At 67.2% G+C, this 14,618-nt stretch carries 18 protein-coding genes; 16 read left to right on the top strand and 2 right to left on the bottom strand.

The window, feature by feature from the left end; translation table 11 throughout:
- Window positions 1-147: 147 nt before the first annotated feature.
- Genes crcB through RMO01_RS02405 form a run of 6 tightly spaced genes read left to right on the top strand, consistent with a single transcriptional unit; the run spans window position 148 to window position 5,618 of the window.
- Window positions 148-543 carry a fluoride efflux transporter CrcB gene (gene crcB, locus RMO01_RS02380; protein WP_309627448.1) on the top strand — a complete coding sequence of 132 codons (396 nt, stop codon included), beginning with the start codon at window positions 148-150 and terminating at the stop codon, window positions 541-543.
- Window positions 540-1,592 carry an RluA family pseudouridine synthase gene (locus RMO01_RS02385; RefSeq protein ID WP_309627449.1) on the top strand — a complete coding sequence of 351 codons (1,053 nt, stop codon included), beginning with the start codon at window positions 540-542 and terminating at the stop codon, window positions 1,590-1,592. The genes crcB and RMO01_RS02385 overlap by 4 nt, the downstream gene beginning before the upstream one ends.
- Complete coding sequence (locus RMO01_RS02390; protein WP_309627450.1) at window positions 1,589-2,263, top strand: HAD-IA family hydrolase; 675 nt, start codon at window positions 1,589-1,591, stop codon at window positions 2,261-2,263. The genes RMO01_RS02385 and RMO01_RS02390 overlap by 4 nt, the downstream gene beginning before the upstream one ends.
- The gene (locus tag RMO01_RS02395) at window positions 2,260-3,024 is read left to right on the top strand and encodes an ATP12 family protein (protein ID WP_309627451.1); all 765 of its coding nucleotides are present in this window, start codon (window positions 2,260-2,262) and stop codon (window positions 3,022-3,024) included. Before RMO01_RS02390 ends, RMO01_RS02395 begins: the two co-directional genes overlap by 4 nt.
- 45 nt (window positions 3,025-3,069) lie before the next feature.
- On the top strand, window positions 3,070-5,271 hold the full coding sequence (parC, locus tag RMO01_RS02400) for a DNA topoisomerase IV subunit A (RefSeq protein WP_309627452.1): 2,202 nt from the start codon (window positions 3,070-3,072) through the stop codon (window positions 5,269-5,271).
- Window positions 5,268-5,618 carry an arsenate reductase gene (locus tag RMO01_RS02405; RefSeq protein WP_309627453.1) on the top strand — a complete coding sequence of 117 codons (351 nt, stop codon included), beginning with the start codon at window positions 5,268-5,270 and terminating at the stop codon, window positions 5,616-5,618. The genes parC and RMO01_RS02405 overlap by 4 nt, the downstream gene beginning before the upstream one ends.
- 276 nt (window positions 5,619-5,894) lie before the next feature.
- On the opposite strand, the gene RMO01_RS02410 is transcribed toward RMO01_RS02405, so the two are convergent.
- A complete protein-coding gene (locus RMO01_RS02410; protein ID WP_309627454.1) occupies window positions 5,895-6,134 on the bottom strand; it encodes a hypothetical protein in 240 nt (79 codons plus the stop codon).
- A gap of 122 nt (window positions 6,135-6,256) precedes the next feature.
- On the opposite strand from RMO01_RS02410, the gene RMO01_RS02415 reads away from it, so the two are divergent.
- Genes RMO01_RS02415 through RMO01_RS02425 form a run of 3 tightly spaced genes read left to right on the top strand, consistent with a single transcriptional unit; the run spans window position 6,257 to window position 7,520 of the window.
- Window positions 6,257-6,664, top strand: a complete 408-nt coding sequence (locus tag RMO01_RS02415) for a hypothetical protein (RefSeq protein ID WP_309627455.1) — start codon at window positions 6,257-6,259, stop codon at window positions 6,662-6,664.
- A gap of 9 nt (window positions 6,665-6,673) precedes the next feature.
- On the top strand, window positions 6,674-7,231 hold the full coding sequence (locus RMO01_RS02420) for an RNA polymerase sigma factor (RefSeq protein ID WP_309627456.1): 558 nt from the start codon (window positions 6,674-6,676) through the stop codon (window positions 7,229-7,231).
- Window positions 7,221-7,520 carry a hypothetical protein gene (locus RMO01_RS02425; protein ID WP_309627457.1) on the top strand — a complete coding sequence of 100 codons (300 nt, stop codon included), beginning with the start codon at window positions 7,221-7,223 and terminating at the stop codon, window positions 7,518-7,520. The genes RMO01_RS02420 and RMO01_RS02425 overlap by 11 nt, the downstream gene beginning before the upstream one ends.
- 15 nt (window positions 7,521-7,535) lie before the next feature.
- Here RMO01_RS02425 and RMO01_RS02430 read toward each other — a convergent pair whose 3' ends face one another.
- A complete protein-coding gene (locus RMO01_RS02430) occupies window positions 7,536-8,063 on the bottom strand; it encodes a hypothetical protein (protein WP_309627458.1) in 528 nt (175 codons plus the stop codon).
- A 213-nt stretch (window positions 8,064-8,276) separates the two neighbouring features.
- Between RMO01_RS02430 and RMO01_RS02435 the strand changes: the two genes are divergently transcribed.
- The 7 genes from RMO01_RS02435 to der all read left to right on the top strand — a co-directional run.
- Complete coding sequence (locus tag RMO01_RS02435) at window positions 8,277-8,687, top strand: DUF6249 domain-containing protein (protein ID WP_309627459.1); 411 nt, start codon at window positions 8,277-8,279, stop codon at window positions 8,685-8,687.
- A 25-nt stretch (window positions 8,688-8,712) separates the two neighbouring features.
- Window positions 8,713-9,276, top strand: a complete 564-nt coding sequence (locus RMO01_RS02440; protein ID WP_309627460.1) for a sigma-70 family RNA polymerase sigma factor — start codon at window positions 8,713-8,715, stop codon at window positions 9,274-9,276.
- Window positions 9,266-9,685: a hypothetical protein gene (locus RMO01_RS02445; RefSeq protein ID WP_309627461.1), complete on the top strand. Its 420-nt coding sequence runs from the start codon at window positions 9,266-9,268 to the stop codon at window positions 9,683-9,685. The genes RMO01_RS02440 and RMO01_RS02445 overlap by 11 nt, the downstream gene beginning before the upstream one ends.
- A gap of 71 nt (window positions 9,686-9,756) precedes the next feature.
- On the top strand, window positions 9,757-10,593 hold the full coding sequence (gene panB, locus RMO01_RS02450) for a 3-methyl-2-oxobutanoate hydroxymethyltransferase (RefSeq protein WP_309627462.1): 837 nt from the start codon (window positions 9,757-9,759) through the stop codon (window positions 10,591-10,593).
- A 97-nt stretch (window positions 10,594-10,690) separates the two neighbouring features.
- Window positions 10,691-11,464: a tetratricopeptide repeat protein gene (locus RMO01_RS02455; protein WP_309627463.1), complete on the top strand. Its 774-nt coding sequence runs from the start codon at window positions 10,691-10,693 to the stop codon at window positions 11,462-11,464.
- Between the two features lie 29 nt (window positions 11,465-11,493).
- A complete protein-coding gene (locus RMO01_RS02460) occupies window positions 11,494-12,945 on the top strand; it encodes a PQQ-binding-like beta-propeller repeat protein (RefSeq protein WP_309627464.1) in 1,452 nt (483 codons plus the stop codon).
- A 148-nt stretch (window positions 12,946-13,093) separates the two neighbouring features.
- Window positions 13,094-14,618 (top strand): ribosome biogenesis GTPase Der (gene der, locus RMO01_RS02465; RefSeq protein WP_309627465.1); only part of this gene is annotated, 1,525 nt, incomplete at its 3' end.

The raw sequence follows: 14,618 nt of genomic DNA on the forward strand, positions 1-14,618 counted from the left end.
TGACCCGGCACTATGGCAGAACCGGCCGCCGGACCGACCGGGTTCTCTCCCAACGCGAAGCTCGGGTATCGCCGTTAACCGTGCAACGCGGCAAGTGAAGTTTCGGTCAGGTGACGCAAGCGTGCATCGCGCTATAAGGCCCCGATCATGACAAGACTTCTTCTGGTCGCCCTCGGCGGAGCGCTGGGCTCCATGGCGCGCTACGGCGTGGGACTGGGCGCCGCGCGCCTGTTTCCCGCCTCGACCTGGCCCTGGGGTACGCTGACGGTCAATGTCGTCGGCGGCCTGGTCATGGGTCTGCTGGTCGGCTGGATGAGCCTGAAGGCCGGGGCCGGGCATGAGTCAGTGCGCGCCTTCACTGCGGTCGGCGTGCTGGGCGGCTTCACGACCTTCAGCGCCTTCTCGCTGGAGACGGCGCTGATGATCGAGCGGCGTGAATATGGTCTGGCGGGCGCCTATGTCCTGCTGTCGGTGGTGCTGGCCGTCGCGGCCCTGATGGCCGGACTGATGCTGGCTCGCCGCGCATTCGGAGACACCCTGTGAGCTACGATCCCAAGGAAGACGCCGCTGAAGCCCCGGCGCCCAAAGGTCCGGTCGGCGCCCGCGAGGCCCAGATCCTCTATGTCGCCGAGGCCGAGGACGGGATCCGCCTTGACCGCTGGTTCCGCCGGCGCTGGCCGCACCTGTCGAACATTCAGGTGCAGAAGATGGCGCGCGGTGGTCAGATCCGCGTCGACGGAGCCCGCATCAAGCCCGAAGGCCGCCTGACCGCGGGCGCGGCCGTGCGCGTGCCGCCAATCCCTGAACCGATCGTCCGAGCGCCGGGCGAGCACATGGCTCTGACGCCAGCCGACATCGCATTCGCGAAATCAATGGTCATCTATGAGGACGACCTGGTCATTGCCCTGAACAAGCCCTGGGGCCTGGCCGTGCAGGGCGGGACCAAGACCACGCGCCACGTCGACCGGCTGCTGTCGGCCTGGGGCGAGGGGATGGACCGGCCCCGTCTGGTGCACCGGCTCGACCGCGACACGTCCGGCGTGCTCCTGCTCGGCAAGGGGCCTGAAGCCGCCAAGCGGCTGGCCGGGGCGTTCGCGAGGCGTCAGGCCAAGAAGACCTACTGGGCCATCGTCATGGGTCTGCCCAAGCCGAACGCCGGCCAGATCGACATGCATCTGAAGAAGTCCGGCATCAACGACTACGAGATCATGCGTCCGGCCGATCCCAAGGAGAATGGGGCCGAGCCGGCCGAGACGGCTTTCGCCCTGATCAGCCATGCAGGTCAGCGGGCGTCCTGGATGGCGCTTCGACCGTTCACCGGGCGGACGCACCAACTCAGGGCGCACATGAAGGCGATCGGCCATCCCATTCTGGGCGACCCGAAATACGGCGACGAGAAATCCACCGAGCTCAGCGGCCCGCTCAAGCTGCAACTGCACGCGCGGCGCATCGAGCTGGACCATCCGTCGGGCGGCAAGCTCATCGTCGAGGCGCCGATCAGCGCAGAACTGCGCGCCGGCTTCCAGCATTTCGGCTTTGACGAGGGCGAGGCGGATTACGACCCCTTCGAGGGCGTGAAACGTCAGCGATGACCCGTCCGCTCGCAGTCTTCGACATCGACGGGACCCTGGTCGACAGCCGCGCCTCGATCCTGCGGGCGGCGACCGATGCCGCGCGCGACATGGGTCTGCCCGATCCCGAATACGACCGGGTGCGCCAGATTGTCGGTCTGAGCCTGCCGCACGCCCTGGCGGTGCTGGAGCCGGGTCTGACGCCGTCGGAACTCGAGCGGTTCACCGAAGGTTTCCGGGCCAGCTTCAACCGCCTCTATGCATCCGGCCACGAGGAGCCGCTGTATCCGGGGGCGATTGAGACGCTGCGGCGACTTCACAAGAACGGCTGGCGGCTGTCGCTGGCGACGGGCCAGAACCGGCGTGGCGTCGCGCGCAATCTCGCACGGGCGGGATGGGCCGAACTGTTTGTGTCCTCCCACTGCGCCGAGGACGGGCCGGGCAAGCCTGACCCTGCCATGCTGCACGCCGCCATGCACGCCTGTTCCGTCGAGCCCGCCTCGACCGTGATGATCGGCGACACGGCCCACGACATATCGATGGCGGTGGCTGCCGGGGTCCTGCCGCAGGGCGTGGCCTGGGGCTTCCATACGCCGCAGGAACAGATCGCCGCCGGGGCCGCTCACGTGGCCACGGACTTCGACGACCTGGAAGCCGCCCTCGACCGTTTCGCCGCCAGAGCTTTTGCATGAGCCATATCCCGCCGCTTGACCCCATGGTCGCCGCCAAGAAGGGCTTTCGGGAATCCGAGGAGCGTCTGAAGCGCTTCTGGAAGGAGGCCTCGGTCGCAGCCGAGGACGCCGGAGGTTGGGTCGTGCTGCTCGATGGCCGCGCGCCGAAGACGCCGGCGCACAATCGCTTCGTACTGCCGACCGAGGTGGCCGCGCGCATGGTCGCCGGCGAGTGGGCGGCGCAGGGGGAGTTCCTCGATCCCGGGACGATGCCGGCGACGCGGATCGCCGCCACGGCGATCGACCGCGTGGCGCTAACGCGCGAACCGGTCGCCGAGGAGATCGCGGCCTATGTCGGGTCTGACCTGCTCTGCTACCTCGCCGAACACCCGACGCCGCTGGTTGCGGAACAGATCCGCAAGTGGACGCCGTGGCGGGAGTGGGCCGGGCGGGAGCTGGGCATCGTCGTCCAGCCGACGTCGGGCATCATCCATGTAGCCCAGCCGCAGCAGAGCATCGCCCGGGTGCGCGAGCAGGCGCTGGAGCTGGACGACTTCCGGCTGACGGCCCTGGCCATGGCCGTGCCGCTGCTGGGCAGCGCGATTCTGGGCCTGGCGATGCAGCGGGGAGCAATCTCGGGCGAAGACGCCTTCGAACTCAGCCGGCTCGACGAAGCCTTCCAGGAGCGTCAGTGGGGCGTGGACGCCGAGGCCGAGGAACGAACCGCAGCACGCCGCGCCGAGGCGGTGCTGATCGACCGCTGGTTCCGCGCCCTCGCCTGAGGAAGTGACTAGACTTGGGCCTTCGCCTGAGTGATTCGACCGCCCATGACCATCCACGCCCCTCCGCCCGAAGGCGGCCGCATCGTCGACGAGCCGATGGGCGACGCCCTGTCGCGCCGCTATCTCGCCTACGCCCTGTCGACAATCACCAACCGGGCCCTGCCGGACGTGCGCGACGGGTTCAAGCCGGTGCACCGGCGGATCATGTACGCCATGCACCAGATGCGGTTGAACCCGCAGGCGGCGGCGCGGAAATGCGCCAAGGTCGTCGGCGAGGTGATGGGCACCTATCACCCGCACGGCGACGCCTCGATCTACGACGCCCTGGTCCGCCTGGCCCAGGATTTCGCCCAGCGCTATCCGCTCGTCGACGGGCAGGGGAACTTCGGCAATATCGACGGCGATAATGCCGCCGCCATGCGCTACACCGAGTGCAAGCTGACGGCGGCGGCCGTGCTGCTGATGGACGGAATCGATCAGGATTCCGTCGACTTCCGCCCCACCTACGACGATCAGGATGAGGAGCCGATCGTCCTGCCGGCCGGGTTCCCGAACCTGCTGGCCAACGGGTCGTCGGGCATCGCCGTGGGCATGGCGACCTCGATCCCGCCGCATAACGTCGGGGAGCTGATCGACGCCTGTCTGCTGTTGCTGGACCGGCCCGAGGCGACGACGACGGAGCTTGCGGAGATCGTGCCGGGGCCGGATTTCCCGACAGGCGGGGTAGCGGTCGAGGGGCATGCCTCGATCCTGGAGGCCTATGAGACCGGGCGAGGCGGGGTGCGGTTGCGAGCGCGCTGGGAGCGGGAGCCGCTGGACCGGGGCGGCTATCAGATCGTCATCACAGAGGTTCCGTATCAAGTCCAGAAGGGCAAACTGATCGAGGCCCTGGCCGAGCTGATCGAGCAGAAGAAGGCGCCGTTGCTGGGGGATGTGCGCGACGAGTCGGCCGAGGACATCCGCGTCGTCATCGAGCCCAAGAGCCGCAATATTGACGCCGACAGCCTGATGGAGAGCCTGTTCCGGCTGTCAGACCTCGAGATCCGCTTCCCGGTCAACATGAACGTCCTTGATGCGACCGGCACGCCGCGCGTCATGGGGCTGAAGGCCTGTCTGCAGGCCTTCCTCGATCACCGGCGTGAAGTGCTGAACCGTCGCTCGCAATGGCGGATCGAGCGGGTCGAGAGGCGGCTGCACCTGCTGGAAGGCCTGCGGATCGTCTTCCTGAACCTGGATGAGGTGATCCGCATCGTCCGCGAGGAAGAGCAGCCCAAGGCCGTCCTGATCGCCCGGTTCGGCCTGTCGGAGATGCAGGCGGACTACATTCTCGACACCCGTCTGCGTCAGCTGGCGCGGATCGAGGAAATGGCGATCGAGAACGAATACAAGGCGCTGGCCGAGGAGCTTGCGAACCTGCAGGCGCTGTCGTCCTCGCCCGCGAAACAGTGGAAGAAGATCGGTCAGGAACTGGCGGCGACGCGCAAGGCCCTGGTCTCGCCGCGCCGGACGACGATCGCCGAGGCCGTGGATGCGTCGTCCTTCGTTCCCGCCGAGGCCTTCATTCCGAGGGAGGCCATCACGGTGATCCTGTCCGAGCGGGGCTGGATCCGGGCGGTGAAGGGCAAGGTTGAGGATCCTTCGGAGCTGAAGTTCAAGGAGGGCGATACGCTCGGCTTCCTCGTGCCCGCGTTCACGACCGACAAGCTGCTGGTCGCGACCTCGGACGGGCGGGTGTTCACCGTGGGCGCCGACAAGCTGGCCTCCGGGCGGGGACATGGCGAACCGCTCAGACTGATGATCGACCTGGAGGAAAGCGCGGGGATCATCGCGGTTCTGGCGCATCAGCCGGGGTCGAAGCTCCTGATGGCGTCGAAGGCCGGGTACGGCTTCATCGCGCCGGAGGATGAACTGCTGGCCCAGAAGCGGGGCGGGAAACAGGTGCTGAACGGCGACCTGCTGGCCGTGATCCGGGTCACCGGCGATCATATCGTGACCATCGGCGAGAACCTGAAGACGCTGATCTTCAGGGCCGAGGAACTGCCCGAGATGGGCCGCGGCAAGGGGGTCAAGCTGCAGTCGTTCAAACAGGGTGGTCTGACGGATATCGCCGTCTTCATCGGCGAGGCCGGGCCGGAGTGGGTCGACGGCGGCGGGCGTCGTCGCAACTGGCCCGACTGGAAGGACTGGCTGGGCAAACGCGCCGGCGCCGGTCGGATGGGGCCGCGCGGCCTGAGGAAGTTCCGGTGATCCCGACCCTCTACGGCATCCCCAATTGCGACACGGTGAAGAAGGCGCGGGTCTGGCTGGACCAGAATGGCCGCGCCTTCGTCTTCCATGACTACAAGAAGTCAGGGATCGATCGGGCGTCGCTGGAAGGCTGGGTCGCCGAGCATGGCTGGGAGGTCGTGCTGAACCGGGCCGGGACGACGTTCCGGGCGCTGGACGCGGCCGACAAGGACGGGCTGGACGCCGAAAAGGCCATCGGCTTGATGCTGGCCCTGCCGTCGATGATCAAGCGGCCGGTGCTGGATCTGGGTGACCGGACAGTCGTCGGGTTCAAGCCCGCGATCTATGAGGCCGCATTCGCAGGCTGAGGACCCTGCCGGGCTGGGACGTTGCACTGTTTTCGAATTTCGAGTGCAAGACAGGGCAATGCCGATCCAGGAAAATCAGCGGCTTAGAAAACTTCCGCGACGATACAGTGCAAGCATTATCGGAAATTCCGTCCTGCCCCCCGGGATGAGGTGAGGAGACTCGACGGTGTCAAAGATCGACCGTCGACATGGTGCGCCGGACGAGCTGCGCAAGGGGTCTTTAGGAAATAAATCCGCCTTCCGTGTTTCGCGGGGATGAGCGGGAGAAGAGGGGTTTTACCCCTCAACGTCGGTCTCCGGCCGGTCGTGGCCGTCGGCGCGTTCGGTGATCCAGTCGCCATTGATGTCGGCGTATTCGATCATGGCGTTGTCGTCGGACACTTTCTGTTCGCGCGCGGCGCGGACGGCGGCGGCCTTGGCGTCGTCGTGGGCGGGGAATGTCTCGGAGAAGGTGTCGCCAACCTTGTAGGCCCAGCCGCCGTCGTGTTCGACGATGCGATAGGTGACGTGGCTCATGGGGCTTCTCCAGGTGGATTTGCGCCTAGATGACATTTTCTGCGCCGCCGTGCATCCATTCACGCGGCCGGCGCCGACTATCTCGTGAAAGCGCGGGCGATGGGCCGACGCGCAAGGGGTGAATGACGATGGTCGAACTGTTCCAACAGTTTTGGTGGCTTCTGTTTCCGCTGTCATGGTTCATTTTCGGCGGCTTCAACGCGATGGTGAACTATTACCGCCAGAAGAACGTCCTCAGCATCATCAAGACCTACGCCGACAGGGGCGAACAGCCGCCTGAGGCGCTGCTGAAGATCGTCGAACAGCCAATTGACGACCGTCATGAGTATCAGCCGGGTACGAAGATGGACGACGGCAATTGGTTTTCGGTCGTGCTGTTCGGGGTCATGGCCGCGGGCTTCGGCTACGCCAGCTGGTCGAACATGTACGGGGCGGGAGACGCCTTCCTGATCGTGGCCTTCGTCATGGGAGCCCTGGCCGCAGCCTCGCTGGTCTCGAGCCTCATCGGCCGCCGCCGCCGCCGGGACTGATGTCGGTCCGTGGGCGACAGGACAGTGGAGGGCGCCTCGACGGACTCGGCGCTGGTCGCGGCCGCGCGCGCCGGCTCCGACGCGGCCTTCGCGCGGCTGGTCGAGCGGCACCAGGCCCCGGTGCGGGCCTTTCTGAGGCGGCTGCTGGGGCGCAACTGGGACGAGGCCGACGATCTGGCGCAGGACGTGTTCGTGACCGCCTGGGGCTCGCTGGGACGGCTCAAGGATCCGGCGGGGCTGCGGTCGTGGCTGTTCGGCATCGCCTGGCGCAAGGGTCAGGATCGGATGCGGTCGGGACTGAGGTCGCAGGCGCGCGACCGGTCGTGGCTGGACGAGACGGCGCCGTCGGGCGGGATACCGGAGGAAGACCGGCTGGCCCTGGCCGATGCGATGGCCGGGCTGCCGGCCGATCAGAGGGCTTGCGTCGCCCTGTGTCTGGCCGACGGCTGGTCACATTCGGAAGCGGCCGAAGCGCTGGGGCTACCGCTCGGGACCGTGAAGTCCCATGTCACGCGGGGCAGGGCGAGGTTGCTCGCCGTGCTGACGGGAGGGTCCGATGAAGCCTGAGGACCGGCTGAACGCGTTCTTTGCGGAGGCGACGCCACCCGCGCGCGACCTCGCCTTCCAGGCCGGGGTGGCCGAACGGGTCGCCCGGCGTCGCGCCTTCGCCACGGTCGCCACCCTGATCCCCTGGACCATCGCGGCCATCGTCCTGTGCTGGGCGGTCGAGCCGATGATGGGGCCGGTGATCGAGGGGCTGGGCCAGACGCTCGCGCCCGCCGCCGCAATCCTGGGGCTGACGGGGCTGGGCGTGGTCGGCCTGATGGCGGGCGCGCGTCGGTTAATGCCGGCCTGACGCGGGTTTGCGGCTCTACTCCGCCAGTTCCGGCTCCGCACCTTCGAAGTAGCGGATGCATTCGGCCTTCGCCGCCTGCAGGGTCGGGACGGTGACGGCGTCGACGGCCGCACGCCCTGCGATCATCCGGGCGTCCGGAGGACTTGTGGCGCCGCAGACGAAATAGGCGTCTGCGTGGTCAGGGATCAGGGCCAGGACGCCGGGCGCATTGTGCGTCAGGGCGTCAGCCAGCGCGTCCTGCAGACCCTCGGCATACATGCCGTCCGTCTCCGGCTGGATCGTGGGGACCAGGGCCAGCCATTCGGGCGCGCCGGTGGCGATGCCGGCGAAGACCTTGTCGATGCCGGTCGGATCGGCCGGGCCGGTCAGAACTGCGACCGTATGGGCCGCGCCATCGGCGGCGATGAGGTTGGCGACGTGCTCCGCCGTCAGGGCCTGCGGCTCGGAGGCGGCCGCGCTTTCTGCCTCGGCGCTGGTCTCGGCCTGGGAGCAGCCGGCAGCGAGGGCGGCGCCGAGGACGAGTGGCAGAAGGCGGATCAACATGAAATTCTCCAGAGGCGCAAAGCCTGCGGCGGGACGCTAGGGGAGACAGGGCGGCGACACCAGCCGTCCGCGGGTGGGCGTCAGGACGGATCAGGCTTCACCTTACGAAGATTTCACGTCGCTCATCGCATCTGTTGGGCGTCGCCGGCGCCTCTTGTGATCAGAAGGCCCGGGCATCAGGCTCGGCCTCATCATCGAAAGAGGGGACACCCCATGGAAGACTTCATTCCGCTGTTCGCGATTTTCGCCGTGTTCGGCACCATCACGGCCATCATCGTCGGCCCGACCTATCTCAAGTCGAGGGAACGCCAGGAAATGCAGGCGACCGTCCGCGCCGCCATCGACAAGGGTCAGCCCTTGCCGCCGGAAGTCATCGAGGCCCTCGGCCGGGAAGCCACGAAGAACATCCCGTCGCGCACCCGCGACATTCGCCGGGGCATCATCTGGCTGGCAACCGGCATCGGCATCGCCGCCTTCAGCCTGATCAACGACCTGCGTGGCTTCGGCGACGACTGGAACGACGGCCCCAACTTCGACGGCGGCCTGCTCGGCATCGCGGCCATCCCGGTCACCATCGGTCTGGCGTACATCGTCCTGAGCTTCTTCAACAAGAACAAGGACTGAGCCCGGTCAGACAGGGGGAACTGTCATGCCCAAGGCCTTGATGGACCATCACGACGTCGAACTCGCCGCCCTCGCGGCGGCGGGTGGGCGGCGTGAATTCGGCGAACTGGTCCGCCGCCACGGCTCGGTCGTGCGGTCCCTGCTGCGACGCATGGGGGCGCAGGGCGCAGAAGCCGACGATGTCGCGCAGGACGCCTTCCTGCAGGCGTTCGAGAAATGCGCCGAGTTCCGGGGCGAGGGCACCTTCGCCGCCTGGGTCAAGCGCATCGCCGCGCGCCTCTATCTGAAGCGCAAGGCCAGGGACGCCCGCTACGTCGCCGAGATCGAACCGGGGGAGGAGGATTCCGCTCCCGCCCCGGATCAGGCGGGCCTGGTCGACCTCGACGAGGCGCTGAAGTCGCTCAGCGAAACGGAACGTCTCTGCGTGTCCCTGTGCCATGGCGCGGGGCTGTCTCATCCCGAGATCGCCACGGCCATGAATCTGCCGCTTGGAACGGTGAAGTCTCATGTCAAACGTGGTCTGGATAAACTCCGCGCCCGGCTTTCGCCGGATGTCGGACAGTCGGGGAGGTCGACCCATGTCGGTTGATGAATTCGATCCGATGATCGAGCGGCTGTTCGCGCGCTCGCCCCAGATGGCCGACGCGACCCTGTTCGCCGCCGATGTGGAAACGAAGCTGCATTCCTCGAACCGGGTGCGCACCCTGGCGCTGACCGTCGCCGGCCTGATCGGCGGGGTGATCGCGGTGAAGGAATCGATGAACCTGAACCTGCAATTGTCCGACAGTCAGGCGCCCGTCGCCGGGCGGGTCATCGGCCAGGGCCTTCAGAACGCCAGCCTGAACGTCCAGGACGCGGTCAGCTCCGGCCTGTCGCAGCTGGGCCTGGCGAACATGACGGTCGGGTCGATGGGAGCGATGCAGATGTTCTGGATCGCCGCCGGAGCCCTGATCGCCGTGGCCGCGGCAGGCGTGGTCAGGCTGTCGCAGGACGTGTGAGTTGTGAGGGTGTCCGGGTCGACGGGATCGATCCGGACGCCTATCTCTCCGCCGCCACACGCGGAGAGACCATGTCGAGCCAGAAACAGGAAGTCGTCAAACGGACCACGGTCCCGGACATCGCCGCCCGCAAGGGTGGGGAGCCGATCGTCGTGCTGACCGCCTATGACGCCCCGACGGCCGAGATCCTGGATCCGCATTGCGACATCCTGCTCGTCGGCGACAGCCTTGGCATGGCGGTGCACGGCATGACCTCGACGGTCGGGGTCACGCTGGAGATGATGATTCTGCACGGCCAGGCGGTGATGCGGGGTTCCAGACGGGCCCTGGTGGTCATCGACATGCCGTTCGGCAGCTATGAGGCTGGGGTCGAGCAGGCCTACGCCAACGCCGTCCGCATCCTGAAGGAGACCGGCGCACAGGCGGTCAAGGTCGAGAGCGGACCGGAAGTGCCGGCCACGATCGAATATCTGGTCCGGCGCGGCGTGCCGGTGATGGGCCACGTGGGCCTGTTGCCGCAGTCGATCAACATCGACGGCTCGTTCAAGGCCAAGGGACGGGAAGCGGCGGAACACGCGCGTATCCTGCGGTCGGCGCACGACACCGCGAACGCCGGCGCCTTTGCCGTGGTCATCGAAGGGGTGGCCGAGCCGCTGGCCCGCGAGATCACCGAAGCGATCGCCAGGCCCACCATCGGCATCGGCGCCTCGGCTGCCTGCGACGGGCAGGTGCTGGTCACGCCCGACATGCTGGGTCTGTTCGACTGGACCCCGAAGTTCGTGCGGAAATACGCCGATCTGCGCGGCGAGATCAGCCGGGCGGTCGAAACCTATGCGGCCGATGTGAAGGCCCGCCGTTTTCCTGCCGAAGTCGAGACCTACTTCTCGAAAAAGCCGGCTCTGCCGTAGTCCCCGTCTTGTCTTCAAGAGGCGTTGCGAGGGCGAGGGCGACCCTCTAGGGTCCGCGCCGATTGGCTTTTCAGCGTTTTTTGGGGCGGCTCCGCTAGTGACTGATGTCTTTGAAGAGGTCGAGGAGGACATCCGCTCCGAACGCCTCAAGCGCCTCGCGCGTAATTGGCTGCCCATCGCGGGCGGAATTCTGCTGGTGGCCCTGGTCGCCGCGCTGGCCTGGTGGGGCTGGCAGAGCTTCCAGACCAGCCGCGCGAACGCGGGCTCCATCGCCTATCAGCGCGGCCTAGAGGCCCTGCAGACCGGCAACTCGGCCGGAGCGGAGACCGCCTTCGCCGAAGCGGAGAAGGTCGGCAATGGAGCTTACAAGGCCCTCGCCCTGCAGCAGCGCGCCGGCCTCGCGGTCGCCGCCAACCGCATTCCGGACGCCATCCAATTGTTCGACGACGCCGCCAAGGCCTCGGGCGAGCCGCTGCTTCACGACACAGCCGTCTACAAGTCGGTCCTGTTGATGATGGACAACGGCGCGACCCTGGAAGATCTGGAAGCCAGGCTGGAGCCTCTGACCAAGGAAGGCCGGCCGATGTTGCCCTTCGCCCAGGAAGCGCTGGGCATGGCCCGCCTGCAGTTCAACAAGCCCGCAGAGGCGCGCGAAGTGTTCGTGCTGCTGACGCTCGGTCAGGACGTGCCTGATTCTGTGCGTCAGCGCGCCCAGGCCGCCATCGGCATGATCGATGCGGGGGGCGCCGGGGGCTTGCCGGCCATCGTTGCTGCCCAGTCCGTGACGCCGCCGGCCGCTCCGGCCGGTCCGAGCCCTGAACAACTCGCCCAAGCCGCTCAAGTTCAGGCCGCTCCGGCTGCCCAACAGTGAAGACCCGCCTGATGACGACCGGAGTTCGGATGACGACCGTAACGCGCGTACTGAAGACCGCCATCGTCCTGGGGCTGGCCGCCTCTCTGGCGTCCTGCGCCTCGGCCCGGCGCATCCTGCCGTTCGGCCTGGGTCAGGACGACGAACCCCAGGCCACAGCGAGCGAGGGACAGCGAATCTCGATCCTGTCCTTCGAGCAGCAACTGGCCCCCTCGGCCGGTCTGGCCGGACGCGACTTCTTCCTTCCCGGCCCCGTGGCCGCGACCTCCTGGCCGATGCCGGGCGGAAACGCCGAGGCCTCGATCGAGCATGTGATCGCCGCGCCGCAGTTCACCGTCGGCTGGCGTCGCCGGATCGGCGAAGGCTCGACCCGCACGCGTCAGGTGATGGCGCCGGTCGTCGCCGACTCCGGCAAGGTCTTCGTCATGGACGGCGAATCGACGGTCACGGCCGTGGACGCCGCGACGGGCGAGGTGGTCTGGAAGGTCGATGTCAAGCCGACCGGTCGGGAAGCGGCCGGCGGCGTCTCCGCCTTCGGCCTGCCGATTCCCTTCGTCAGCCAGGGCGGCGGATCGCTGAGCGGCGGCTTCGGCGGCGGGGTGGCCGTCGGCGGCGGCAAGGTGTTTGTCGCCTCGGGCTATCGCACCATGACGGCGCTGGACGCCAACACGGGCGCGGTCGTCTGGGCCCAGCCGGTCGATGTGCCGATCCACGGCGCGCCGACGGTCGCGGGCAATCGCGTCTATGTCGTGGACGTCGACAACCAGATCATCGCCTTCAACACCACGACCGGCCTGCAGGACTGGTCCTACCGCGGCATCGTCGAGCCGGCCCGCGTCATGCGCGCGTCGAGCCCCTCTGTCAGCGGTGACACGGTCATCGCACCCTTCTCGTCGGGTGAAGTGGTCGCCTTGCGCGCCACCAATGGCCAGCCCGTCTGGAACCAGGTCCTGTCCCGCACCAGCCGCACCAGCGCCCTGTCGGAGATCCGTGACATCGCCGGGCGTCCGGTGATCTCGCGCGGCTTCGTCTACGCCGTCAGCCACTCCGGTGTGCTGCAAGCCATGGACATCCGCACCGGTCAGCCGAAGTGGACCCTGCCGGTCGCGGGCGTCAACGCACCCTTGCCGGCCGGAGACGTCGTCTATGTGGTGTCCAAGTCGGGGGAACTGACTGTGATCAACCGCGACTCGGGCGCCGTCTACTGGACCCGCGACCTCAACGAGGGCCGCGTGCGTCAGGAAGGCGGATTCATGGGATTCTTCGACCGCACCGTGCGGCCGGAATGGTCGGGTCCGATCCTGGCCTCCAACCGTCTGGTTCTGGTCAATTCGGACGGCGAGGCCGTGGCCTTTGATCCGAAGACCGGCGCCTTGACGGCTACGTTGAACCTCGGCGCGCCGGCCTATATCGCCCCGGCCGCCTACAACGGCGCCCTCTACGCCCTGACCGACGACGGCGAACTGGTCAGCATTCGCTGACTACACGCGGCCCTCCGCTCGTCCCCGCGAAAGCGGGGATCCAGTGCTTAAGCGACGCACGAGTGTTGGATTTCTATCGGCGCTCAATGGCGGCTATGATCGCCCAAAGGACTGGGTCCCCGCTTTCGCGGGGATGAGCGGAATTAAAATGGCACTGAAGCTCGCCATCGTCGGCCGCCCCAATGTGGGCAAGTCGACACTGTTCAACAGGCTGGTCGGCAAGCGCCTTGCGCTTGTCGATGATCGCCCGGGCGTGACCCGCGACCGTCGCTATGCCGACGGCAATATCGGCGACATGGACCTGACGCTGATCGACACGGCGGGCTACGAGGATGTCACCGACGACAGCCTTGAAAGCCGGATGCGCGAGCAGACCGAGCTGGCCATCGAGGACGGCGACGTCATCCTGTTCATGATGGATGCGCGCGAAGGCGTGACCTCGCTGGACGAGATCTTCGCCGAACGCCTGCGTCACCAGTCCAAGCCGGTCATCCTGCTGGCCAACAAGTCCGAGAGCCGCGAGAGCGGCGGCGGTGTGGGCGAGGCTTACCGGCTGGGCTTCGGCGAGCCGGTCGCTATCTCGGCCGAGCACGGCGAGGGGATGGCTGACCTCTATGCCGCCATCCGCGACGCCTCTGTCGACATCTTCATCGAAGAGATCGACGAGCCTGACAAGCCGATCCGCATCGCCATCATCGGCCGCCCGAACGCCGGCAAGTCGACCCTGATCAACCGTCTGATCGGCGAGGACCGGCTGCTGACGGGCCCCGAGGCCGGGATCACGCGCGATTCCATCTCGGTCGACTGGGAGTACGAGGGCCAGAACATCCGCCTGGTCGACACGGCCGGGATGCGCCGCAAGGCGCGGGTCCAGGAGAAGCTGGAGAAGCTGTCGGTCGCCGACACGATCCGCGCCATCACCTATGCCGAGGTCGTCGTGCTGGTGATGGACAAGGACAACGCCTTCGACGTCCAGGACCTGCAGCTGGCCGATCTGGTCGAGCGCGAGGGCCGGGCGCTGGTCTATGTCGCCGCCAAATGGGACCTCGAGGAGAGCCCGCAGGCCAAGCTGGCCAAGCTGACCCAGATGGCCGAGGACAAGCTGCCCCAGCTGAAGGGCTCGCCCTTCGTCGCCCTGTCGTCGCACAGCGGCCGCGGCGTTGAGCGTCTGATGCCCGCCGTGCTTCAGGCCCACGCGACCTGGTCGGTCAAGGTCAAGACCAAGGACCTGAACACCTGGCTGTCCATGGCCACCCAGAGGCATCCGCCCCCCGCCGTCGACGGCAAGCGGATCAAGCCCAAATACATGGCACAGACCAAGGCCCGCCCGCCGACCTTCGTGCTGATGGCCAGCCGTGCCGAGGCCATGCCGGAACAGTACAAGCGCTATCTGGTCAACAATCTGCGGGAAAGCTTCGACCTGCCGGGCACGCCGATCCGTCTGATCGTCAAGTCGGGCAGCGAAAACCCCTATGCTCCGGGCGGCTCCAAATCGGGCCCTGAACGCTACAAGGGCGACGCCAAGACTGCCCCGCGCAAGGTCATCAAAAAGGCCGAACGCGCCGAGATGCTGTCCAACCTGCCCGGCAAGGCTCTGGAGCAGAAGAAGGCCGGCAAGACGAAGCTGAAACCGCTGGCGGGGCTGAAGGCTAGCGCCAACAAGAAGGCCGGCT

This window comes from Brevundimonas sp. (assembly GCF_031412435.1).
In the GTDB taxonomy this organism is placed as follows: domain Bacteria; phylum Pseudomonadota; class Alphaproteobacteria; order Caulobacterales; family Caulobacteraceae; genus Brevundimonas.